This is a genomic window from Tersicoccus phoenicis (assembly GCF_001968835.1).
GTDB classification, from domain to species: domain Bacteria; phylum Actinomycetota; class Actinomycetes; order Actinomycetales; family Micrococcaceae; genus Tersicoccus; species Tersicoccus phoenicis.
Window position 1 is genome coordinate 84,803 of sequence record NZ_MRDE01000081.1, and the last position, 22,145, is coordinate 106,947.

Here is a 22,145-nt window from a genome sequence, read left to right on the forward strand (position 1 = left end):
GCCCTCGGGGCTGCTCACCCGACAAGCCGACCGGCCTGCGGTCACTCCCACTCGATGGTGCCCGGCGGCTTGCTGGTCACGTCCAGCACGACCCGATTCACGCCCTCCACCTCGTTGGTGATCCGGGTGGAGATGCGGGCGACGAGGTCGTACGGCAGCCGCGACCAGTCGGCCGTCATGGCGTCCTCGCTGGCGACCGGGCGCAGCACGATCGGGTGCCCGTAGCTGCGGCCGTCTCCTTGCACGCCGACGCTGTGCACCTCGGCCAGGAGCACCACCGGCATCTGCCAGACCTCGGTGTCCAGACCCGCGCCGGTCAGCTCCTCCCGGGCGATCGCGTCGGCTCGGCGCAGGAGTGCGAGCCGCTCGCCGGTGACCTCACCGATGATCCTGATGCCCAGGCCCGGGCCCGGGAACGGCTGCCGGCCGACGATCTCCGCGGGCAGTCCGAGCTGCGCGCCGACCGCCCGCACCTCGTCCTTGAACAGGGTGCGCAGCGGCTCGATCAGCTCGAACTCGACGTCCTCGGGCAGACCGCCGACATTGTGGTGGCTCTTGATGGTGGCGGCCCCCTCACCGCCACCGGATTCAACGACGTCCGGGTACAGGGTGCCCTGCACCAGGAAGCGGACCCGTTCGTCCCGGGAGGACGCCTCGGCGAGGATGTCCCGTTCCGCGGTCTCGAACGCACGGATGAACTCGCGGCCGATGATCTTGCGTTTGGTCTCCGGGTCGGTGACGCCGGCCAGGGCCCCCAGGAACCGGTCCGCCTCCCGGGCGACGTGCAGCCGGACCCCGGTGGCGGCGACGAAGTCGCGTTCGACCTGCTCCGCTTCGCCTTCCCGCAACAGCCCGTGGTCGACGAAGACACAGGTGAGTTGATCGCCGACGGCGCGCTGCACGAGTGCGGCCGCCACCGCGGAGTCGACGCCGCCGGAGAGCCCGCAGATCACCCGGTCGGAGCCCACCTGCTCGCGGATCCGGTCGACCTGCTCCTCGATCACGTTGCTGGTCGTCCAGTCCTGCCCCAGCCCCGCGCCACGGCGGAGGAAGTTCTCGAGCACCGCTTGGCCGTGGGCGGAGTGCCGCACCTCGGGATGCCACTGCACGCCGTAGAGCCGCCGGGATTCGTCCGCGAAGGCCGCGACCGGGGCCCCGGCGGAGCTGGCGAGGACATCGAAGCCCTGCGGGGCGCGTCGGACACTGTCCCCGTGGCTCATCCAGGCGGTCTGGCTGTCGGGGGTGCCGGCGAGCAGGGAGCGGCTGCCGCCGTCGGCGGTCACGACCGTGGACCCGTACTCGCGCAGCCCGGTGCGGGCCACCTCCCCGCCGAGCGCCTGCGTCATCGCCTGGAATCCGTAACAGATCCCGAGGATCGGTACGCCGGTCTCGAACAGGTCAGCCTGCACCCGCGGTGCCCCCTCGGCGTACACGCTCGCCGGCCCGCCGGAGAGGATCACCGCCGCCGGGTTCTTCGCCAGGATCTGCTCGGTGCTCAGGGTGTGCGGCACGATCTCCGAGTAGACCTTCGCGTCCCGCACCCGGCGGGCGATCAGTTGCGCGTACTGGGCGCCGTAGTCGACGACGAGGACGGGGCGCTGCTCCAGGGCGGTGGTGTCGGCGGGAGTGGTCACCCCTCAAGGGTAGTGGGCCGTCCGTCGTCGCCCGCAATCGTCGGGTCGGTGCCCGGTGCGGGTCCGCCCGGCGGAGGACGTGTGCCGGTCAGTACCGGCGGACCGCCTTCGGGTTGGCGACCAACTCCTGCTCGGCTTCCCGGTGGACCCGGCGCTCCATCACGAACGACAGGCCGGGGATGACGCCGCCGAGAGCGATGAGGAGGAACCGGGTGAACGGCCAGCGCATCAGCGACCAGAGCCGGAAGTCCGCAATCAGGTAGACCACGTAGAGCCAGCCGTGCACGATCAGCACGCCGGTGGAGAGGTTGAGCCCGCCGGTCAGGTTGTCCGCGTCGACCTTGTTCGCACCGAGGAGGACGGTGGCGTTGGTGGCCGCGTCGGTGCCGCCGGCGATCACGTCGTAGCCGGCGCCGTACCGGACGATCATTTCGATGCACAGCAGGATGAGGAAGGTGCCGGTCAGGTACGCCATCACGCGGTAGAAGCCCAAGGAGGATCGGATCTGCGCCCCCGTGCCGCCGAAGCGACGACGCGTCGGCCGCTGCGCTGCTCCCCTGCGGGGCTCACCGGCCTCCGACCGCCCGTCGGCCGAGCGGGTCCGGTCACCCGCCCGCGTGCGGGACGCGGGCGCCGTCGTCGACTGCGAATTGTTCTCTGTCACCGTCACACCTCGTCGGTGTTCCCCGGGGGGAACGCTGGCACTGTCCGAAAGAGTCTCCCCGGACAATCTGAATGGAACCCGAGTGCGGCCGGTCACAGGGCGGTTCCTCCGGGCCCTGCTTCGGCACGATACCGGCCATCGGGATCGTCGTCCTCATCGCCGGGCCAGCCGTGAGCGTCATCCTCCTCGGCCTCGAGCCGACGCTGATGCTCGTCCGCGACCAGACGCCACCACAGGTAGACGGCGAAGCCGGCGAACACCACCCACTCGATGGCGTAGAAGATGTTCAACCAGTTCACCGGCGTGCCCGCCGGCTGGGGAGAGGTGACGATCGGGCGCATCCCGGACCCGGGTGCGCGCGCCCCGATCTCACTGCCGCCACGGGTCTCGGAGTCCACGGTCACGAATCCTGCCCAAGCGGGGCGGTCCCACCGATTGATCAGCTGCGCCACCGACAGGGCACCCAACTGGTCCGCCGGACCGGTGGCACCGGTCTTCGGCGCCTCGGAGGGCAGCAACCGACCGGTCAGGGCAACCGTTCCCGTCGGAGTGGGAACGGTGGCCGCCGGGTCCGTGACCCAGCCACGGGCGACCGGGATGACGGCGGCCGCGCCACCCCAACCGGGAACGGCCGGCGCTCCCCGGACCTCGAACGACTCGACCACCCAGTAACCGCGGTCGCCGTTGTTGAGGCGGTCCGTGATGACGACCCGCCGCCCGGGCAGGTACCGTCCGGTCAGGCTCACCCGCTGGTCGACCTCGGACGTCACCAGTTCCCGCCCCGGGGGTGCCACGTCCACCAGAGGGATGACCCGCTCCGTCTGCGCCGGGGGAACTGGGCCGGCATCGGAGGACCGGGAGAACTGCCACTGGCTGAGCAGAACGAACACGCTGGAGACCGCCAGCGCGAGCAGGAGGGCCGCGATCCACCGCGGCTTCAGGGCGGTCCGAAGCACTGGTCAAGCCTATCGGGCGCGGGCGCTCGGCCCCAACCGGCCGGGCCGGCCGAGACGCACTGCACTGCCTCGGCCCCGTCGATCCGGTCCCGTTCACCCTGCGGGCGGGAACCAGAACGTGGAGTTCACCAGCTCGGCGATCACTTCGGCGTCGTAGGCGCGGCGCAGGGATTCGCGGACGTTCGGCAACGCCATGGACCGGGCGATGCCCGCGAGCACCTCCAGGTGCAGGCCGAGGGAGCCCGCCGGCGTGCCGAGCAGCAGGATGATGTCCGCGGGCCCGTCCGCACCGCCGAAATCGACGCGCTGCCCGAACCGGGTGATCCCGACTGCCAGACTCGGCTGCGTCACCGCAGCACTCCGGGCGTGCGGCAGGCCGACACCGCCGGGCAGGCCCGTGGCCATCTGGTGTTCCCGCGCACCCACCGCCGCCGTGAACGCCGCCGCGTCCGTCACCCGCCCGGCCCGCACCAGCAGATCGGTCAACTGCCCGACGGCGTCGGCCCGGTCCTCGGCGGCGATGTCGAGCAGCACCAGGTCCGCCCGCGTCAGTCCCTCGTCGTAGAGGCGCAACGCGTCGACCTCGGCGGGCGTCGGGCGTGTGCCGTCTCTCGGCCCGCTCACCGTCGCCTCCCGGTCGGCCGGGTGAGCACGCTCAGGTCGCCGAGACGATGTCCGCGACCCGGATGCGCTCGGCGTCCGCGGACGCGTCGTCCGGCTGTTCCTGGCTGATCCGCTCCGCCTTGACCCGGGCCAGATACACCTCGACCTCGTGGTCACGCTGTTCTGCGCTCCAGCCGAGCGGGCCCGCCATCAGGTCCGCGACCACCGGGGCGGCCGCATCGCCGCGGTCCCAGGTCTCGATGGAGATCCGGGTGCGGCGGGTGAGGACGTCCTCCACGTGCCGGGCCCCCTCGTGGGTGACCGCATACACGACCTCGGCGGCCAGGTAGTCGTCGGCGCCCGGCAGCGGTTCCCCCAGCGCCGGGTTCTCGGCGATCATCGCCAGCAGGTGCCGCACCATCGAGCCGTACCGCTGGAGCAGGTGTTCCACCCGGGCGACGTGCACACCGGACAGCTCCGCAGTGCGGCCGCGCCGGTTCCAGGCGGCCTGGTACCCGTCCGCGCCGAGCAGGGTGATCGTCTCGGTCACGCTCTCGGGCACCCGCTCGTCCAGTGACCGGGCCGCCTCGTCGACCGCGTCCTTGGCCATCACCCGGTAGGTGGTCCACTTGCCGCCGGCGATGACGACGAGCCCGGGCACCGGGTGCGCCACCACGTGCTCGCGGGACAGCTTGGCGGTGGAGTCGCTCTCCCCGGCCAGCAGGGGCCGCAGCCCGGCGTACACGCCCTCGACGTCCTCCCGGGTCAGCGGGCGGACCAGCACCCGGTTGACGTGTTCGAGGAGGTAGTCGATGTCGGCGCTGGTCGCGGCGGGGTGCGCCTTGTCCAGGTTCCAGTCGGTGTCGGTGGTGCCGATGATCCAGTGCCGGCCCCACGGGATGACGAACAGCACGGACTTCTCGGTGCGCAGGATCATGCCGACGGTGGACTGGATGCGGTCCCGCGGCACCACCAGGTGGATGCCCTTGGAGGCGCGGACCTTCAGTTGGCCGCGATCGGTGATCAGCGCCTGGGTGTCGTCGGTCCAGACTCCGGTCGCGTTGATCACCTGCTTGGCACGGATGTCGAAGACGTCACCGGACTCGTGATCGCGCACCTTCGCGCCGACGACCCGCTCCCCCTCCCGGAGGAAGTCGACCACACTGACCCGGTTGACCACCTTCGCCCCGTAGTGGGCGGCGGTGCGGACGATGTTGGTGACCATCCGCGCGTCGTCGACCTGACCGTCGTAGTAGCGGATCGACCCCACCATCGCGTCCGGCTTCAGGCTGGGGGCGGCGCGAAGCGTGCCGCGCCTACTCAGGTGCTTGTGCAGGGGCACGCCGCGACCGTGGGAGCCGGTGAAGCTCATGATGTCGTACAGGGCGATGCCGGCACCCACGTAGGGGCGTTCGACGAAACGCTTGTGCAGGGGGTAGAGGAAGGGGACGGGGCGCACCAGGTGCGGAGCGATCCGGGTCAGCAGCAGGCCGCGTTCCTTCAGCGCCTCGCTGACCAGCGCGAAGTCCAGCATCTCCAGGTAGCGCAGGCCGCCGTGGATCAGCTTGGACGAACGCGAGGACGTGCCGGAGGCCCAGTCCCGCGCCTCGACCAGCCCCACGTCCAGGCCCCGGGTGACGGCGTCCAGGGCGGCGCCGGCGCCGACCACACCACCCCCCACGACGAGGATGTCCAGTTCCTGTCTCGATTCGGTGGTGGCCCGCAGGCTGGCGATCGCGTTGCCGCGGTACTCGGGGCTCAGGTCCCCGGACAAGGGCGAGGTGGTGGCCATGGCAATCCTCCCGACGACGATGTGGCCCCCAGCCTAGCTGCCGAGGCGCCTGCACCGGGAGCGGCGCCGGGGGTCGAGCTCGACGTGAATCGTCAGCCCGCGGTCGGGGCGGGTGCGACGACCACCTCGCACCGCTGGAACTCCTTCAGATCGGAGTAGCCGGTGGTGGCCATGGTGCGCCGCAGCGCCCCCATCAGGTTCGAGGAGCCGTCGGAGTGCCGGGCCGGTCCGTACAGGACTTCCCGCATCGGCCCCACCACGTCCAGGTGCACCCGCTCACCCCGGGGCAGCTCGGCGTGGTGCGCTTCGGGGCCCCAGTGCCAGCCGCCGCCCGGCGCCTCCTCGGCCCGGGCCAGGGTGCTGCCGAGCATCACGGCGTCGGCGCCCATCGCGATGGCCTTGACGATGTCGCCGCTGGTGCCCAGGCCGCCGTCGGCGATGACGTGCACGTACCGGCCGCCGGACTCGTCGAGGTAGTCCTTCCGTGCGGCGGCCACGTCGGCGATGGCCGTGGCCATCGGCGCGTGGATGCCCAACGCTCGACGGGTCGTGGAACTGGCCCCACCGCCGAAGCCGACCAGCACCCCGGCGGCACCGGTGCGCATCAGGTGCAGGGCGGGCGTGTAACCGGCAGCGCCCCCGACGATCACCGGCACGTCGAGTTCGTAGATGAACTGTTTGAGGTTCAGCGGTTCGGTGCCGCTCGAGACGTGCTCGGCGGAGACGGTGGTGCCGCGGATGACGAAGATGTCCACACCGGCGTCGACGACGGTGCGGTAGAAGTCCTGGGTGCGCTGCGGGGTCAGGGAGCCAGCCACCGTGACCCCCGCCCGGCGGATCTCGGCCAGCCGGGAGGCGATCAGCTCGGCCCGGATGGGCGCTTCGTACAGGTCCTGCAGGCGGGCGATGGTCGCGGGGTCGGACCGGCCGCCGCGCAGCTCGGCGATCTCGGCCAGTACGGGCCGCGGGTCCTCGTACCGGGTCCACAGGCCCTCGAGGTTGAGCACGCCGAGGCCTCCGAGCCGGCCCAGCTCGATTGCCGTCGCCGGCGACATGACCGAGTCCATGGGTGCCCCGAGCACCGGGATGTCGAGGGTGTAGGCGTCGATCTGCCAAGTGAGCGAGACGTCCAGCGGGTCGCGGGTGCGGCGGGAGGGAACCACCGCCACGTCGTCGAGCGCGTACGCGCGCTGGCCGCGTTTGGACAGGCCGATCTCGATCTGGGAATGCACCGGTCCACCCTATCGCAGCGGGTCAGCGGCCCGGCGGGCCGGATCTACGCCGCCCGGCCTCGTTGAATATTCGATTTCTGGGGTTTCGAGGGCCTCTCCACCCCAGAAATCGAATATTCAACGCGAGGGGTGGACATCGTGGACTCGCCCCGCCCGACGGACTCACTTGGTGTAGTTCGGGGCCTCGACCGTCATCATGATGTCGTGCGGGTGGGACTCCTTCAGCCCCGCCGGGGTGATCCGGACGAACTGGCCCTGCGCCTTCAACTGGGCGACGTCGTGGGCACCGACGTAGAACATCGTCTGCCGCAGGCCGCCGACGAGCTGGTGCGCAACGGCGGAGAGGGGGCCGCGGTAGGGCACCTGGCCCTCGATGCCCTCGGGGATCAGCTTCTCGTCGTCGGGCACGTCCGCCTGGAAGTACCGGTCCTTCGAGTAGGAGGTGTTCTTGCCGCGGGTCTGCATCGCACCGAGCGAGCCCATCCCCCGGTAGGTCTTGAACTGCTTGCCGTTGACGAACACCAGGTCACCGGGTGCCTCGTCGCAACCGGCCAGCAGGGACCCGATCATCACGGTGTCCGCACCGGCGACCAGGGCCTTGCCGATGTCACCGGAGTACTGCAGGCCACCGTCGGCGATCAGCGGCACGCCCGCGGGGCGAGTGGCCTTTGCCGACTCGTGGATGGCGGTGATCTGCGGGACGCCGACGCCGGCGACGACGCGGGTGGTGCAGATGGAACCGGGGCCCACGCCCACCTTCACCGCGTCCGCACCGGCGTCGACGATGGCCTGGGCGCCGGCCCGCGTGGCGGCCTGACCGCCGATGATGTCGACGTGCGCGGAGGCGGGATCCCGCTTGAGCCGGGCGATGATGTCCAGCACCCCCTGGCTGTGCCCGTTCGCGGTGTCGACGAACAGGGCGTCGACGCCGGCCTCGACCATGGTCATGGCCCGCTCGTAGCCGTCACCGAAGAAGCCGACGGCCGCGCCGACGCGCAGCCGCCCCGCGTCGTCCTTGGTGGCCAGGGGAAATTCCTCGGCCTTGGTGAAGTCCTTGACGGTGATCAGGCCCCGCAGGGTGCCGTTCTCGTCGACGAGCGGCAGTTTCTCGATCTTGTTCTTCGCCAGCAGCGCGTGCGCGTCCTCGCGGCTGATCCCGGGGTACCCGCTGATCAGCGGCATCGGGGTCATCACCTCCCGAACGCTGCGGGTGGCGAACTCGGCGCGGGAGAGGTAGCGGGTGTCACGGTTGGTGATGATGCCGAGCAGGGTGCCGGCGTCGTCGACGACGGGCAGTCCGGAGACCCGGTAGTAGGCGCACAACCGGTCCAGTTCGGTCAGGGTCGCCTCGGGACCGATGGTGACGGGCCGGGTGATCATCCCCGACTCGCTGCGCTTGACCCGGTCGACGTGCTCGGCCTGGTCGGCGATCGAGAGGTTCCGGTGGATGACGCCGAGGCCGCCCTGGCGGGCCATGGCGATGGCCATCCGCGATTCGGTGACGGTGTCCATCGCCGCGGACAGCAGCGGGGTGGCCACCGTGATCCGGCGGGACAGACGGGATGAGGTGTCCGCGTCGGAGGGGATGACGTCGGTGGCGCCGGGCAGCAGCAGGACGTCGTCGTAGGTCAGGCCGATCAGAGCGAAGGGATCGTGTTCCTCCGTGTCGCGCCGTACCGTCTCGTTCTCCACCGCCATGTTCGCCTCTCGTTTCTCGCGGGTCACCTCGGGCAACAGACCCGAGACGACCCGGACAGGGTTCGGGGTTGGCGTCCATCCTATGCCGCCCGGTCAGCCCGGGCCGGCGTCGGTGAGCGAGGTCACCGTGGTTCGACCGTGCCGTCGCGACTACTCTTGACCCGACTGACGGGACAGCCTAGAGTCGCTTTATCAACTCATCGGTTGATAAACGAGAAGGCTGACCGAGATGGCGAAACGCGAACCGGACATCGCCGAGGAGACGGACCTCGACCAGGCGCTTCTGGACGCTGCGTTCCTCGCCCTGGCCGACCCGGTGCGGCGGGCCATCGTCGCCCGCCTCAGCCGCGGCCCCGCCACCGTGAACGAGCTGGCCGAGCCGCATCCCATCACCAAGCAGGCCGTCTCCCGGCACATCGGCGTCCTCGAGCACGCTGGCCTGGTCAGCCGGACCCGCGACGCCCAACGCCGTCCGGTGCACCTGGAACCGGATCGCCTGGAACGCCTCACCGCGTGGATCGACCGCTACCGGCTGGTCCACGAGGCGGGGTACCGAGCCCTCGACGAGATGCTCGGCGCCGACCCGTCGCCCGGGGACCAGTCCCGGACGGCCGACCTCGACCCGTCCACCCGAGAAGAGATGTGATCATGAGCAACGCCCTGACCATCGAGGCCCCTGCGGGCCTGCCGTTCATCGACAGCACGCGGGAGTTCGACGCCCCCGTGGCCGCCGTCTTCCGCGCCCATGCCGACCCCGACCTGGTGAGCCGGTGGATGGGTCCGCGCGGCTACACCATGGAGGTGGGCACGTGGGACTTCCGCAGCGGCGGCGCCTGGAGCTTCGTGCACCGTGACCCCGCGGGTGCCCAGTTCCGCTTTCGCGGCACCTTCCACACCGTGCGGGAGAACGAGTTCGCCGTCCAGACCTTCGAGTTCGAGGGGGTGCCGGACATCGTCAGCATCGAGTCGATGACGTTTGAAGCGCTTCCGGCGAAGCCGGGAGAAAAGGGCACGGGAGGAAGGCCCCGCACCCGGCTGCGCGGCCACGCCGTCTACCCGAGCCTGGCGGCCCGGGACGGGATGCTCGCCTCCGGGATGGACACCGGCATGCGCGAGGGCTACGAGCGGCTCGACGAGGTGCTCGGTGAGCTGGCGACCGACCCAGCTGTCGACCAGAACGACGACCAGCCGGAGACCCGGGCGAGCGCCCTCCGCTGAGCGGCGTCTGGCCCTGACGCGACGAGCTCGCCTGACACGACGAGGCCCCGCGGATCGGATGATCCGCGGGGCCCGTCGTGTGGCCTCAGGCGTCAGCTCAGTGCTGGTGCCCGGCCTCGTCATCGTCCTCGGGCTTGTCCACCACCAGGGTCTCGGTGGTGAGCACGAGGGCCGCGATCGAGGCCGCGTTCTGCAGCGCCGACCGGGTGACCTTGACGGGGTCGATGACGCCGGCGGAGAGCAGGTTGCCGTACTCGCCGGTCGCGGCGTTGAATCCCTCGCCCGGGTTCAACTCGCTGACCTTCGAGACCACCACGTAGCCGTCGTGTCCGGCGTTCTCGGCGATCCAGCGCAGTGGCTGAGCGACGGCCCGGCGGACCAGCCCGACCGCCGTCGCGGCGTCACCCTCGAGCTTCGCCACGGCCGGGTCCTCATCGAGCGCCTTCGCGGCGTGGATCAGGGCGGTGCCGCCACCGGCGACGATGCCCTCCTCCAGGGCCGCCCGCGTCGAGGAGATCGCGTCCTCGATCCGGTGCTTCTTCTCCTTCAGCTCCACCTCGGTGGCGGCGCCGACCTTGATCACGGAGATGCCACCGGCCAGCTTGGCGAGGCGCTCCTGCAGCTTCTCCCGGTCCCAGTCGGAGTCGGTCCGCTCGATCTCCGAACGGATCTGCGCCACCCGGGCAGCGACGTCCTCGGAGGAGCCGGCGCCGTCGACGATGGTCGTGTTGTCCTTCGTCACGGTGATCCGGCGGGCGGTGCCGAGCACCTCGAGGCCGACCTGGTCCAGCTTCAGGCCGAGGTCGGGGGAGACCACCTGCGCGCCCGTGAGGGTCGCGATGTCCTGCAGCATGGCCTTGCGGCGGTCCCCGAAGCCCGGCGCCTTGACGGCGACGACGTTCAAGGTGCCACGGATCTTGTTCACCACGAGGGTGGACAGGGCCTCGCCCTCGATGTCCTCCGCGATGATGAACAGCGGCTTCGAGGCGCCCAGCGCCTTCTCCAACAGCGGCAGGAACTCCGTGAGGTTGGAGATCTTGCCCTGGTTGATCAGGATCAGCGCGTCCTCGAGGACGGCCTCCTGCCGGTCCGCGTCGGTGACGAAGTACGGGGACAGGTAGCCCTTGTCGAACTGCATGCCCTCCGTGACGACGAGCTCGGTCTGGGTGGTGGAGGACTCCTCGACCGTGATGACGCCGTCCTTGCCGACCTTCTCGAACGCCTCGGCGAGCAGCTCGCCGATCTGCCGGTCCTGCGCGGAGATGGTGGCCACATGCGCCACCTCGTTGCCCTCGATGTCGCGGGCGTTCTCCTTCAGGCGGTTGGCGACGGCCTCGACGGCGACCTCGATGCCGTGCTTGAGCGCGCCCGGGGCAGCGCCGGCGGCGACGTTCCGCAGCCCCTCCTTGACCAGGGCCTGGGCCAGCACGGTGGCGGTGGTGGTGCCGTCACCGGCGACGTCGTTGGTCTTGGTGGCCACCTCCTTGGCCAGCTGGGCGCCCATGTTCTCGTAGGGGTCGTCCAACTCGACCTCACGGGCGATCGTGACGCCGTCGTTGGTGATGGTCGGGGCACCCCACTTCTTGTCGAGCACCACGTTGCGGCCGCGCGGGCCGAGGGTGACCTTGACGGTGTCGGCGAGCTTGTCGACCCCGGCCTCGAGCGCCTTGCGGGCGGCGTCGTTGAACTGCAACTGCTTGGCCATACCGGTTCTCCTCTCTACGCGTGAACACCCCGGCCGCGCGGTCTCACCGGCGCCGGGGTGTTCACTGGAAGTACTACTTGGTGACGATCGCCAGCACGTCGCGGGCGGACAGGACGAGGTACTCCTCGCCACCGGCCTTGACCTCGGTGCCGCCGTACTTGGAGTACAGGACGACGTCGCCCTCGGCGACGTCGACCGGCACGCGGGTGCCGTTGTCCGTCACGCGGCCCGGGCCCACGGCGACGACCTTGCCCTCCTGGGGCTTCTCCTTGGCGGTGTCCGGGATGACCAGGCCGGAGGCGGTGGTCTGCTCGGCTTCGAGCGGCTGGACGACGATGCGATCCTCGAGGGGCTTGATGGAGACCGACACGCGGCACTCTCCTTCGCTAGTGGGCTGATACCTGCGCGCACCGTGAGGCGCGCGCCCTGATGGTCGCCCTCGGTCAGATGCCGGCCGTCGTCGCGGGTGCCGGCGGCACCGAGCCTGAGGGTCAGCACTCTCGTGGTGAGAGTGCCAGGTTCGACTCTAGGCAGCAGCTGGCACTCGGTCAAGGCGAGTGCCAAAAGGTGCCGCCCGCGCGTCGTCCTGCTCGCTAGGGTGGACGCCATGGCCACCCCTGACGCCGGCCCGCCGTCGGCCATCGCCCCGCTGCTCACCCCGGCCGGCTGGGACCTGCTGCATCGGGTCGGTCCCTGGGACGAGAACCAGGTCCTGACGCTGAGCGAGTCGCTGCGCCGCGAGGGTCACCCGCCCGAACTGGTCGCCGCCGTGCTCAGCCAGACGCGGCTGCGGGCCCGGGCGGTGGGCAAGTTCGGTGAGTTCGCCCGCACCATGCTGTTCACGCCCGACGGGCTCGAACAGGCCACCCGGCTCTCGGTGGCGGCCCGGCACGCCCAGCGGTTCGTCACCGCGGACCTGCGCCGGGTGGCCGATCTCGGCTGCGGCATCGGCGCCGACGCCATGGCCCTGGCCGCCCTGGACCGCGAGGTCACCGCCGTCGAGCGCGACGAGACCACCGCGGCGGTGGCCACGGTGAACCTGATGCCATGGCCGAATGTCCGGGTGGTGCAGGCGGACGCCACGGCCGTGGACCTGTCCGCTGTCGACGGCGTCTGGCTGGACCCCGCCCGCCGCACCGGCGCGGCGGGCGGGGCACGGCGGCTGTTCGACCCCGAGTCCTTCTCCCCGCCGTTCTCGTTCGTCACCTCGCTGGCGGCGTCCGGTCTCCCGGTCGGGGTGAAGCTGGGCCCAGGGCTCGCCCACGAGGCGATCCCGGAGGACGCGGAGGCGCAGTGGATCAGCGTGGACGGGGGTGTCGCCGAGGTCGCCCTGTGGTTCGAGGTACTCCGCCGACCGGGCGTCCGCCGGTCCGCCGTCGTCGTCTCCGGTGGCGGTGCGCACCCCGGGTCGGCGGAACTGACCAGCCCCGATCCGTACCGGCCCGGGTCGTTCGACGGCGAGACGGGTCCCGTCAGCCGGTATCTGATCGAACCGGACGGTGCCGTGATCCGGGCGGGTCTGGTGACCGACCTCGCCCGGCTGATCGGCGCGCATCAGGTGAACGAGCAGATCGCCTATCTGAGTGCCGACACACACGAGCCGACCCCGTTCGCGCGGGCCTGGACGGTGCGGGAGGTGCTCCCCTTCCACCTCAAGACGCTGCGGGCCTGGGTGCGGGAGCACCAGGTGGGCACCCTGGAGATCAAGAAGCGCGGTATCGCGCAGACCCCGGAGCAGGTACGACGGGAGCTGGCACCCAAGGGACCCGGCCGGGCCACCCTGTTCCTGACCCGGCTCGGTGCCACGGAGAAGCGCGTCGCCATCGTCGCGGATCCGGTTCCGCACTGAGGTCCCCCCGGTGTGGGACCCGCTGCGGCAGCGGTGCGGGCGACGGCGCTGTCCTAGACTCGACAGTGGCCGGTGACCATCGGTGCCGTTCCGTCCACCCCGTTCCTGGAGCAGCCCCATGCGCATCGACTTCGCCCGGTCCGAGCAGTCCACCCTCGGGGTCGAGTGGGAGATCGGCCTGGTGGATGCGACGACGGGTGAGCTGGTCTCCCGCGCGGACGAGGTGCTCGACGCGGTGCACCGGGAGGATCCGCGGTGGGCCGCCGACGACGACCACCCGCACATCGCCCGCGAGCTGCTGCTGAACACCGTCGAGCTGGTGACGGGCGTGTGCCACACCGTGGCGGAGGCGACCGACGACCTGGCCCGCTCGCTGGCCACCGTGCGAGCGGTGACCGACCCCCGGGGTATCGAGCTCTTCTCGGCCGGCACGCACCCGTTCAGCCATTCGGGCAGCCAGCCGGTGACGAACAAGGAGCGGTACGCCAAGTTGATGGACCGCACCCAGTGGTGGGGCCGACAGATGCTCATCTACGGCTTGCACGTGCACGTGGGGCTGGACCGCCGGGACAAGGCGCTGCCCGTGGTCGACGGCCTGGTCAACTATTTCCCGCACCTGCAGGCGCTCTCCGCGTCCTCCCCGTTCTGGGACGGTGAGGACACCGGTTACGCCTCGCAGCGTGCGCTGATCTTCCAGCAGTTGCCCGCGGCCGGCCTGCCGTACCACTTCGACGACTGGGCGCAGTACGAGCGGTACGCCGGGGACATGTTCACCACCGGGGTGATCGACGTTCTCAACGAGATCCGCTGGGACGTGCGCCCCTCCCCCACGCTCGGCACCGTGGAGATGCGCATCTGCGACGGGGTGTCCTCCCTGCGCGAGGTCGGCGCGATCGCCGCCCTCACCCAGTGCCTGGTGACGGAGTTCTCCGACCGGCTCGACGCGGGCGGGACCGTCCCGGTGATGCCGCCGTGGCACCGGTCGGAGAACAAGTGGCGGGCGGCCCGGTACGGGCTGGAGGCCATCATCATCCTCGGCGCCGACTCGCGGGAGCGGCTGGTCACGGACGAGCTGATGGACACCATCAACCGGCTCGAGCCGGTCGCGGCGCGACTGGGTTGTGCGAAGGAATTGAGCTGGGTCGAGGACATCATCCGCGACGGCGCCGGGTATCAGCGCCAGCGTCGGGCCGCGGGGGAGCACGACGGGGACCTGCGCGCCGTGGTGCTCGACGTCGTGCGGCAGCTGCGCGAACCGCTGACCTAGTCGGTGCGCCGCGCGGCGCTGAACTGTCCCGGCCGCGCACCCGGGCCGGGCTCAGCCGTCGGGCCGGGCTGAGCCGTCGGGCCGGTCGGCCCGGAACAGGGCGCACGTGGTGTTGTAGTACCGCCCGGTGACGCCCTGTGCGCTCATCCCGATCCGGCCGGCGACGCGTTGGGAGGCGGTGTTGTCCGGGTGGGTGACGGCGAGAACCCGCTCCAGGCCGTGGGCGAAGGCGTGCTCGAGGACGCGGCCGGCGGCCTCCGTGGCGTAACCGTGACCCCAGGCGTCCGGGTGCAGGTGCCAGCCGATCTCGGTCTCCCCGGACGGGGCCAGCGGCTCGACCGGACCCGACTCCGGCAGCTCCTTGAGCAGCAGGGTGCCGTGCAGCCGGCCGGTCACGAGGTCGGAGACGGCCCAGATGCCGTGCACGGGCTCGTCCAGACGGGCGTAGCGAGCGGCACGCTGAACGGCCTCGGCTCGTTCCGTGCTCACCCGCGGCCACCGGCCGATGAAGCGCTGCACCTCCCACCGGGAGTACAGGTCGAACAGGAAGTCGACGTCGGCGTCGGCGGTGGTCCAGCGGCGCAGCAGCAGCCGCGCGGTGTGCAGGTCTTCCATCGAGCGTTCCTCCGATGTCCGCGCTCAGACCAGGGCGATGTCGCTGACCGGCTGCGACGAGTCGGCGCCGAAGCCGAGCCCGCTGGGGGCCACGCCGGCCGCCACGAGCTGGGCCCCGAGGGCGGCCACCATGGCGCCGTTGTCCGTGCACAGCCGCAGCGGCGGGACCGTGAGCTCGATGCCCGCTTCGGCACAGCGCTCAGCGGTCAGGACACGCAACCGGGAGTTGGCGGCCACCCCACCGCCGAGCAACAGGGACGTGATGCCGTGCTCCCGGCAGGCCAGCACGGCCTTGGCGGTGATGACGTCGGCCACCGCCTCCTGGAAGGACGCCGCGACGTCGGCGACGGGCACGGCCTCCCCGCGGGCGGCGAAGCCCTCGACGACGCGGGCAACCGCCGTCTTCAGGCCCGAGAAGGAGAAGTCGTACCGGTGCGAGCCGGGCGCCGTGGCGGTGCCGAGGTATCTGGCCGCGGTCAGACCGCGGGGAAAGGCGAAGGCACGCGGGTCGCCGTCGGCCGCGGCGGAGTCGATCGCGGGACCGCCCGGGTAGGCGAGACCGAGGATGCGGGCCACCTTGTCGTAGGCCTCGCCGGCGGCGTCGTCGAGCGTCGCGCCGAGCAGCTCCACGTCACGCACGATCGACCGCACCCGCAGGATCTCGGTGTGGCCGCCGGAGACGAGCAGCGCCCCGAGGTTGTCGGGGAGGAGGTTGTCGGGGAGGAGGTTCTCGGGCAGCTGATCCGGCGTCGTGGCCGCCCCGGCGCCGTCACCGTCGAGCAGGCCGACACCGACGTGCGCCACGAGGTGATTGACCGCGTACAGTGGCGTGCCCGCGGCCAGGGCGAGCGCCTTGGCCGCGCTGACGCCGACCATCAGCGCCCCGGACAGGCCGGGTCCGGAGGTGACGGCGATGGCGTCCAGGTCGGCGAGCCCGACCCCGGCGGTGTCCAGGGCCGCGCGGATGGTGGGCAGCATGGCGTCCAGGTGCGCGCGGGAGGCGATCTCCGGGATGACACCGCCGAACCGCACGTGCTCATCCATGGAGGAGGACACGGCGTTGGCGAGCAGGCGGGTTCCGGCGACGACGCCGACGCCGGTCTCGTCGCAGGAGGACTCGATGCCGAGGACCAGACGGCCGGTGCTCATGCCGTTCCCCTGCGCGGTGTCGGCTCGGGGTCGCTGTCGTCGAGCGAGGCCAGCCGCTTGCGCATGATCAGCGCGTCCACCCCGTCGCGGTAGTAGCGGGGCCGGACGTGGATCTGCTCGAACCCGAACCGGAGGTAGAGGGCCTGCGCGCGGGGGTTGTCCCGGCGCACCTCCAGCAGCACGTCGTCGGCACCCCGCCGGACGGCCTCGTCGATCAGGGCCGTGAGCAGGGCGCTGCCGATGCCGCGGCCCTCGTGCGCGGGCTCGACGGCGATGGTCTGCACGTCCGCGAGCGGCAGCACACACATCAGCCCGGCGTACCCGACGATGCGCGCTCCCCGTGGCGAGAAGATCTCGGCCACCAGATACCGGCGCGTGTCGGTGCGGGCCAGCTCGTCGCGGAACATCTGGGCGGGCCAGGCATCGGCCGGGAACAGGCGTTGCTCGAGGGCGTGCACCGTGTCGAGGTCGGCAGCGGTCATGGCGCGCAGGGTCACGGTTTCGCCCAGCGTCATGCCCGCGCTCCCGAACCGAGCGCCGGCTTGCGTGCGGTGGGCACCTTCGCGTCGGACTCGCGCAGATAGCGGGGCGCGGTGTCCGTCAGGCCGGCCGCGACGGGGTCACCGGCGCGGTGCAGCGCGGTCAGGGCGACGGCGCCGACGGCGGTGGCGTGCGGCAGCAGCTCGGTGTGCCGGGCGGTGCCGGCGAGCCGGTCCGGGTACAGCCCGGCGCCGGCGCCGTACACGGGCAGGGCCGGCAGGGTGTCGGGGGCACCGACGTGCGGGCCGTCGATCATCTCGACGCCCTCTGCCCCGGCGTGCGCGTGCGCCCAGTACAGTTCCCGCCGCCGGGCGTCCGTGGCGACCAGGTAGTGACCGCTCGCCCCGGCGTCGGCGGCCTGCCGGGCCAGAGCGTGCAGACTCCCGACGCCCCAGCAGGGCACATCCCAGGCGAAGGCGAGGGTGCGGGCGGTCATGATGCCGGCGCGCAGTCCGGTGAAGGGCCCGGGCCCGGTGCCGACGACGACGGCGTCCGGTCGGGGCCGCGCGCCGGGCGAAGCGCCGGAGGAATCGAGGCGGTCCAGCAGGCCGGCCACCGCGGGGGCGAGCTGTTCGGCGTGGTGCCGGGTGTCCTCGCTCGCCCACTCGGCTAGGACCGCACCGTCGCTGACGGACCGCGCAGTGCCGTCCAGCAGAGCGGCGGAAGCCCCCGCGGAGGTGTCCAGACTCAGCAACAGCACCCGGACAGTGTACGCGCGTCCGCGGGTCCCCCCGGGCCACCAGCCTTTCCCCACCGGCTTTCCCCACCAGGTCGGTGCGGCTCCCGAGGTGACGTCAGGGCAGCAGCTCGAGGTCGCGCCCGACCCAGTGGGGACCGACCGCGACGGCCGTGATGGTACGCAGCTCCTCGTCGTCGGCGTCGTCGGTGCCGTCGGCGGTGGTCAACGGGGCAGCGGTGCCGACCGCGCGGTCGAGGGTGATGACGAGCCGGGATTCGCTGAGCTCCTCGGCCATGCCCTCCCCCCACTCGATCACGGTGACGGCGTCGTCCAGGCTCGAGTCGAGGTCCAGGTCCGCCAGCTCCGCGGCCGAGCCGAGCCGATAGGCGTCGACGTGCACCAGGTCGGGGCCGCCCGGACGGGAGCCGGTGGCCAGGTTGGGGTGGATCCGCACGAGGACGAACGTCGGCGAGATGATCCCGGGCCGCACCCCGAGCCCCTCCCCCAGACCCTGGGTGAAGGTGGTCTTGCCGGCGCCGAGCCCGCCGCTGAGCAGCAGCACGTCCCCGGCGCGCAGGGCGCGCCCGATCCGCCGGGCGAGCGCCTGGGTCTGGCCCGCGGACGCGGTGACCCACTCGCGGCGCCACACCGGTGCCGTCACCGGGCGTCCCCGGCGTGGCGGTATTCCCGGGGGACCCGCGCGCCGATGCGGGTGACGATCTCGTAGTTGATGGTCTGCGCGGCCGCGGCCCACTCCTCGACGGCCGGCGCCCCGGTCGCGGGGTCCCCGAACAGGACGGCGTCGGTGCCGAGCAGGGCGGCCGGGTCGGCGGGCGCGGGATCGACGAGGTCGACGACGAACTGGTCCATCGCGATCCGGCCGGCCACCCGGTGCCGGTGGCCGCCGATCAGCACCGGCGCGTCCGCGGCGATCCGGGGCACGCCGTCCGCGTAGCCGAGCGGCACGAGGGCCAGCGCCGAGGGGGCGCGGGTGTGGTAGCGCAGGCCGTAGGAGACGCCCTGGCCGGCGGGCACCTGCTTGACGTTGGCGATCGCGGCCCGCAGCGTCATCGCCGGCGTCAGCCCGAGTTCGGCGCTACCGACACCGGGCAGCGGGGAGAGCCCGTAGAGGGACACCCCGGCGCGGACCAGGTCGAAATGCGTGTCGGGCCGGCTGAGGATGGCCGGCGAGTTGGCCAGGTGCCGGGCCTCGAGCCGGGCGCCTGCCCCCTCGGCGACGGCCACCGCGGCCCGGAACGCGGCCACCTGGGTGTCGGTCTCGGGACGGTCCAGTTCGTCGGCGACGGCCAGGTGGGAGAACACGCCGACCAGCCGCACCCGGCCGGCGGCCTCGTGGTCGAGAGCGGCTCGGACGAGGGCGGGCCATTCCTCGGCGGTGCAGCCGTTCCGGCCGAGCCCGGTGTCGATCTTCAGGTGCACGCGCGCGGCCCTGCCGCGGCGCGCCGCGGCCGCGGCGATGGGCTGGAGTTCCCAGCCGGAGACGCCGAGGTCGACGTCGGTGTCGACGGCGGCGTCGAAGTCGGTGCCGGGGGTGTGCAGCCAGGCGAGCAACGGGGCGTCGAGCCCGGCGCTGCGCAGCGTCAGCGCCTCGGAGACGTGGGCGACGCCGAGCCAGTCGGCACCGGCGTCGAGCGCGGCGCGGGCGACCGGGAGCATGCCGTGACCGTAACCGTCGGCCTTGACCACCGCCATCAGCGCCGCCGGTGCGACCCGTGCACGCAGGGCCCGCACATTGCGCCGGATGGCGGCGAGATCGACGACGGCGGACCGCTCGACCGTGCGCGGGTCCGGCTGAGCGGTCCCGGCCCTGTCGACGTGCTCCGCCGCGGCGGCCTCAGGTGCGGGGTGGGCAGCGGTCTCGGTCCGGTCGGTCACGCCCGTCATTCTCCCATCCCCACCCCCGCCGGCCGGCAGGCGTGGCCGGCTCAGGCGTCCGAGAGCCGGCCGATGGTGGCCGTGGCCCGGCGGACCGCTCCGGGCGGGACGTCGGCGATCAGGTCGGCGAGGAACCGGTAGCGCCGCAGCCAGTGCCGGCTGACCCCGGGCCGTTCCTCGGCGACGGTGTGCCACCAGTCGGCGATGTCGCCCCACCCGGGCGCGGCCAGCGAGCCGCCCACCTGCTGCACCGACAAGGAAGCGCACAGGTTCGCGAAGCCCAGCCGGTCCGCGAGCGGCCAGCCCGCGAGCGTGCCGACGAGGAAGGCGGCGCTGAAGCTGTCCCCCGCCCCGGTCGGGTCCCAGGCGGTGACCGGCAGGGCGGGTGCCCACTCCTCCTCCCCGGTGATCGCGTCGATCGCGAGGGCGCCCTGGGAGCCGTGGGTGACGACGGCGATGGGCACCCGGTCCGCGAGCGCGTACAGCGCCGCCCACGGGTCCTCCGTGCGGGTCAGCGCCATCGCCTCGGCGGCGTTGGGCAGAAAGGCGTGGAAGTGGCGCAGACTCTCCAGCACGTCCGGTGACCAGTCGCCGGTCGGGTCCCAGCCGACGTGACCGAAGAGCGGGGTCCCGGCATTCGCGGCGGCGAGCGCCCACGGCTCGACGACCTCCCGCACCGGTGCCATCGCCGCGCGGGCGGCCGGGGGGTCGCCCATCAGCGCGGAGTCGGTCACGGGGCCGGGATGGCCGTGGCTGATCATGGACCGGTCCCGGTTGATCGAGAGCGAGACGGTCACGGGCGAGTGCCAGTGCGGGAAACGTCGGGACCGGGACAGGTCGACGTGCTCCTGGTCGGCCAGGATGCCCCACGTGAACTCCCCGTACCCGTCGTCGCCGAACGCGGCCGCCAGCGAGGTGTGCAGGCCGAGCCGGCTGGCGGCGATGGCCTGGTTGGCGACGCCGCCGGGGCTGGTGCCCATCCCGTCGGCCCACACCTCGGTGCCGTCCGCGGGCGCACCACCCAGCCCGGTGAAGATGATGTCGGTGAACACCCAACCGGACAGCAGCAGGTCGAACGTCGGTCCGGCGTCCCCCTCGGCGGCGCGCAGCCCGGCGAGGGGATCGAATCGGCGGGACAGGTCCCGGCCGGCGCCCTGGTTCACGATCGGTCCTGCTCCATGTAGGCGAGGGTACGGCAGTGCGACACAATGAGGGCCATGCGTCTGTGCATCCTGGGCGGCGGCGGCTTCCGGGTTCCCCTCATCCACCGGGCGCTGCTCCGAGGCCGGTTCGCCGGTCTGGTGGAGGATCTGGTGCTGCACGACGTCGACGCCGTCCGGCTCGCCGGGATCGGCGCCGTGCTGGCCGAGCAGGAGCGGACGCGCCAGGGCGCGGGCCCCGTCCCGGTCGTCACCACGACGACGGACCTGCGAGCGGCGCTGACCGGCGCCGACGTCGTGTTCGCGGCACTGCGACCGGGCGGCACCCACGGTCGGGTGCTGGACGAGCGGATCGCGATGGCGCACGGGCTGCTCGGCCAGGAGACGGTCGGGGCCGGCGGTCTGAGCTACGCCCTGCGCTCGGTGCCGGTGATGCGCCAGATCGCGTCAACCCTGAGCGAGGTCAACCCGCACGCCTGGCTGATCGACTTCACGAATCCGGCCGGCATCGTCACCGAGGCCCTGGTTCCTCTGCTCGGTGAACGGGTGATCGGCATCTGCGACTCCCCGATCGGCCTGGTCCGGCGTGCGGCGACCGCCGCCGGGTTGCACCATCTGGCCCGGCCCGCGGCCGGCGGATCCCTGGCCGGGGTGGACTACCTGGGGCTGAACCATCTGGGCTGGTTGCGCGGCCTGCGGGACACCGGCTCCGGGAACACCGACGGGGCTGCAGACACCGACGGGGCCCGGGACCGGTTGCCGGCACTGCTGGCCGACCCGGAGCGGCTGTTCTCCTTCGAGGAGGGCCGCATCTTCGGCCCGGAACTGCTCGGCGTGCTGGGGGCGGTGCCGAACGAGTACCTCTTCTACTACTACTTCGCCCGGGAGGCGGTGACGGCGCTGGCCGGCTCGCGGCAGACCCGCGGCGAGACCATCGAGGCCGCCCAGCGGGACCTCTACCCGGGCCTGGCCACCGCGCCGGACCCGGCCGGCCGCTGGGAGGCGGCGCGGCGCGCCCGGGAGGACGGGTACCTCACGGAAGCACGACCGGACGGGCAGCAGCGGGACGCGGCGGACGTGGCCGGCGGCGGCTACGAACAGGTGGCGCTGGCGGCGATGTCCGCGGTGCTCACCGACCGGCCCGAGGAGTTGATCGTCAACGTCCGCAACGACGCCGCCGGCCGACTCGCGGTGACAGGCCTGCCGGCGGACGCGGTGGTCGAGGTCCCGTGCCGGGTCGACGGCCGGGGCGCGGTTCCCCTGCACATCGGAAGGACCCCGTCCTTGCACCAGCTCGGGCTGCTGACCGCCGTCAAGGCCGTCGAGCGGGAGACCGTGACCGCGGTGACCGAACGGGACCGGGACGCGGCACTGCGGGCGTTCGCGCTGCATCCCCTGGTCGACTCGGCACATGTCGCGCGCCGGGTGCTGGCCGACTACGAGCAGGCATTCCCGGCCCTGTCCCGCCTGTGGGCCTGACCCGGCACC

21 protein-coding genes are annotated in these 22,145 nt (G+C 72.2%); 5 read left to right on the forward strand and 16 right to left on the reverse strand.

Features of this window, described 5'->3' with window-relative positions; translation table 11 throughout:
• Window positions 1-41 precede the first annotated feature (41 nt).
• The 7 genes from guaA to guaB all read right to left on the reverse strand — a co-directional run bounded on the left by guaA (window position 42) and on the right by guaB (window position 8,579).
• Window positions 42-1,634: a glutamine-hydrolyzing GMP synthase gene (guaA, locus tag BKD30_RS14625; protein WP_076705749.1), complete on the reverse strand. Its 1,593-nt coding sequence runs from the start codon at window positions 1,632-1,634 to the stop codon at window positions 42-44.
• 88 nt (window positions 1,635-1,722) lie between these two features.
• On the reverse strand, window positions 1,723-2,298 hold the full coding sequence (locus BKD30_RS14630) for a DUF3817 domain-containing protein (protein WP_076705835.1): 576 nt from the start codon (window positions 2,296-2,298) through the stop codon (window positions 1,723-1,725).
• Between the two features lie 92 nt (window positions 2,299-2,390).
• Window positions 2,391-3,254 (reverse strand): SURF1 family protein, encoded by an 864-nt coding sequence (locus BKD30_RS14635; protein ID WP_076705751.1) that lies wholly within the window; start codon window positions 3,252-3,254, stop codon window positions 2,391-2,393.
• 93 nt (window positions 3,255-3,347) lie between these two features.
• Window positions 3,348-3,878, reverse strand: a complete 531-nt coding sequence (locus BKD30_RS14640) for a PTS sugar transporter subunit IIA (RefSeq protein ID WP_076705753.1) — start codon at window positions 3,876-3,878, stop codon at window positions 3,348-3,350.
• 31 nt (window positions 3,879-3,909) lie between these two features.
• A complete protein-coding gene (locus tag BKD30_RS14645; RefSeq protein WP_076705755.1) occupies window positions 3,910-5,649 on the reverse strand; it encodes a glycerol-3-phosphate dehydrogenase/oxidase in 1,740 nt (579 codons plus the stop codon).
• Between the two features lie 92 nt (window positions 5,650-5,741).
• Window positions 5,742-6,881 carry a GuaB3 family IMP dehydrogenase-related protein gene (locus tag BKD30_RS14650; protein WP_076705757.1) on the reverse strand — a complete coding sequence of 380 codons (1,140 nt, stop codon included), beginning with the start codon at window positions 6,879-6,881 and terminating at the stop codon, window positions 5,742-5,744.
• A gap of 162 nt (window positions 6,882-7,043) precedes the next feature.
• On the reverse strand, window positions 7,044-8,579 hold the full coding sequence (gene guaB, locus BKD30_RS14655) for an IMP dehydrogenase (RefSeq protein WP_076705758.1): 1,536 nt from the start codon (window positions 8,577-8,579) through the stop codon (window positions 7,044-7,046).
• Between the two features lie 229 nt (window positions 8,580-8,808).
• Here guaB and BKD30_RS14660 point away from each other — a divergent pair, with 229 nt between their 5' ends.
• Together BKD30_RS14660 and BKD30_RS14665 are read left to right on the forward strand one after the other, a co-directional pair.
• Window positions 8,809-9,225: an ArsR/SmtB family transcription factor gene (locus BKD30_RS14660; protein WP_076705761.1), complete on the forward strand. Its 417-nt coding sequence runs from the start codon at window positions 8,809-8,811 to the stop codon at window positions 9,223-9,225.
• Between the two features lie 2 nt (window positions 9,226-9,227).
• Window positions 9,228-9,797, forward strand: a complete 570-nt coding sequence (locus BKD30_RS14665) for an SRPBCC family protein (protein ID WP_076705762.1) — start codon at window positions 9,228-9,230, stop codon at window positions 9,795-9,797.
• A gap of 97 nt (window positions 9,798-9,894) precedes the next feature.
• Here BKD30_RS14665 and groL read toward each other — a convergent pair whose 3' ends face one another.
• Window positions 9,895-11,502: a chaperonin GroEL gene (groL, locus tag BKD30_RS14670; protein WP_076705764.1), complete on the reverse strand. Its 1,608-nt coding sequence runs from the start codon at window positions 11,500-11,502 to the stop codon at window positions 9,895-9,897.
• Between the two features lie 73 nt (window positions 11,503-11,575).
• The gene (groES, locus tag BKD30_RS14675; protein WP_076693561.1) at window positions 11,576-11,872 is read right to left on the reverse strand and encodes a co-chaperone GroES; all 297 of its coding nucleotides are present in this window, start codon (window positions 11,870-11,872) and stop codon (window positions 11,576-11,578) included.
• 237 nt (window positions 11,873-12,109) lie between these two features.
• Between groES and BKD30_RS14680 the strand changes: the two genes are divergently transcribed.
• Together BKD30_RS14680 and BKD30_RS14685 are read left to right on the forward strand one after the other, a co-directional pair.
• Window positions 12,110-13,351, forward strand: coding sequence for a class I SAM-dependent methyltransferase (locus BKD30_RS14680; RefSeq protein ID WP_076705766.1), 1,242 nt, complete (start codon window positions 12,110-12,112; stop codon window positions 13,349-13,351).
• Window positions 13,352-13,469: 118 nt separating this feature from the next.
• Window positions 13,470-14,618 carry a glutamate--cysteine ligase gene (locus BKD30_RS14685; RefSeq protein WP_076705768.1) on the forward strand — a complete coding sequence of 383 codons (1,149 nt, stop codon included), beginning with the start codon at window positions 13,470-13,472 and terminating at the stop codon, window positions 14,616-14,618.
• A gap of 51 nt (window positions 14,619-14,669) precedes the next feature.
• Here the strand turns inward: BKD30_RS14685 and BKD30_RS14690 are convergent, their stop codons facing one another.
• The 7 genes from BKD30_RS14690 to BKD30_RS14720 form a co-directional block, all read right to left on the reverse strand.
• Window positions 14,670-15,233, reverse strand: coding sequence for a GNAT family N-acetyltransferase (locus tag BKD30_RS14690; protein WP_076705770.1), 564 nt, complete (start codon window positions 15,231-15,233; stop codon window positions 14,670-14,672).
• A 24-nt stretch (window positions 15,234-15,257) separates the two neighbouring features.
• Window positions 15,258-16,382 (reverse strand): tRNA (adenosine(37)-N6)-threonylcarbamoyltransferase complex transferase subunit TsaD, encoded by a 1,125-nt coding sequence (gene tsaD, locus BKD30_RS14695; RefSeq protein WP_076705771.1) that lies wholly within the window; start codon window positions 16,380-16,382, stop codon window positions 15,258-15,260.
• The gene (rimI, locus tag BKD30_RS14700) at window positions 16,379-16,897 is read right to left on the reverse strand and encodes a ribosomal protein S18-alanine N-acetyltransferase (protein WP_076705773.1); all 519 of its coding nucleotides are present in this window, start codon (window positions 16,895-16,897) and stop codon (window positions 16,379-16,381) included. The genes tsaD and rimI overlap by 4 nt, the downstream gene beginning before the upstream one ends.
• Window positions 16,894-17,622: a tRNA (adenosine(37)-N6)-threonylcarbamoyltransferase complex dimerization subunit type 1 TsaB gene (gene tsaB / locus BKD30_RS14705; RefSeq protein ID WP_076705775.1), complete on the reverse strand. Its 729-nt coding sequence runs from the start codon at window positions 17,620-17,622 to the stop codon at window positions 16,894-16,896. Before tsaB ends, rimI begins: the two co-directional genes overlap by 4 nt.
• Window positions 17,623-17,716: 94 nt before the next feature.
• Window positions 17,717-18,262 (reverse strand): tRNA (adenosine(37)-N6)-threonylcarbamoyltransferase complex ATPase subunit type 1 TsaE, encoded by a 546-nt coding sequence (gene tsaE, locus BKD30_RS14710; RefSeq protein WP_083956581.1) that lies wholly within the window; start codon window positions 18,260-18,262, stop codon window positions 17,717-17,719.
• Window positions 18,259-19,506 (reverse strand): alanine racemase, encoded by a 1,248-nt coding sequence (alr, locus tag BKD30_RS14715; RefSeq protein WP_076705777.1) that lies wholly within the window; start codon window positions 19,504-19,506, stop codon window positions 18,259-18,261. The genes tsaE and alr overlap by 4 nt, the downstream gene beginning before the upstream one ends.
• A 41-nt stretch (window positions 19,507-19,547) precedes the next feature.
• The gene (locus BKD30_RS14720) at window positions 19,548-20,660 is read right to left on the reverse strand and encodes a PfkB family carbohydrate kinase (protein ID WP_235861725.1); all 1,113 of its coding nucleotides are present in this window, start codon (window positions 20,658-20,660) and stop codon (window positions 19,548-19,550) included.
• A gap of 54 nt (window positions 20,661-20,714) precedes the next feature.
• Between BKD30_RS14720 and BKD30_RS14725 the strand changes: the two genes are divergently transcribed.
• Window positions 20,715-22,136 carry a family 4 glycosyl hydrolase gene (locus tag BKD30_RS14725; protein WP_076705779.1) on the forward strand — a complete coding sequence of 474 codons (1,422 nt, stop codon included), beginning with the start codon at window positions 20,715-20,717 and terminating at the stop codon, window positions 22,134-22,136.
• Window positions 22,137-22,145 lie beyond the last annotated feature (9 nt).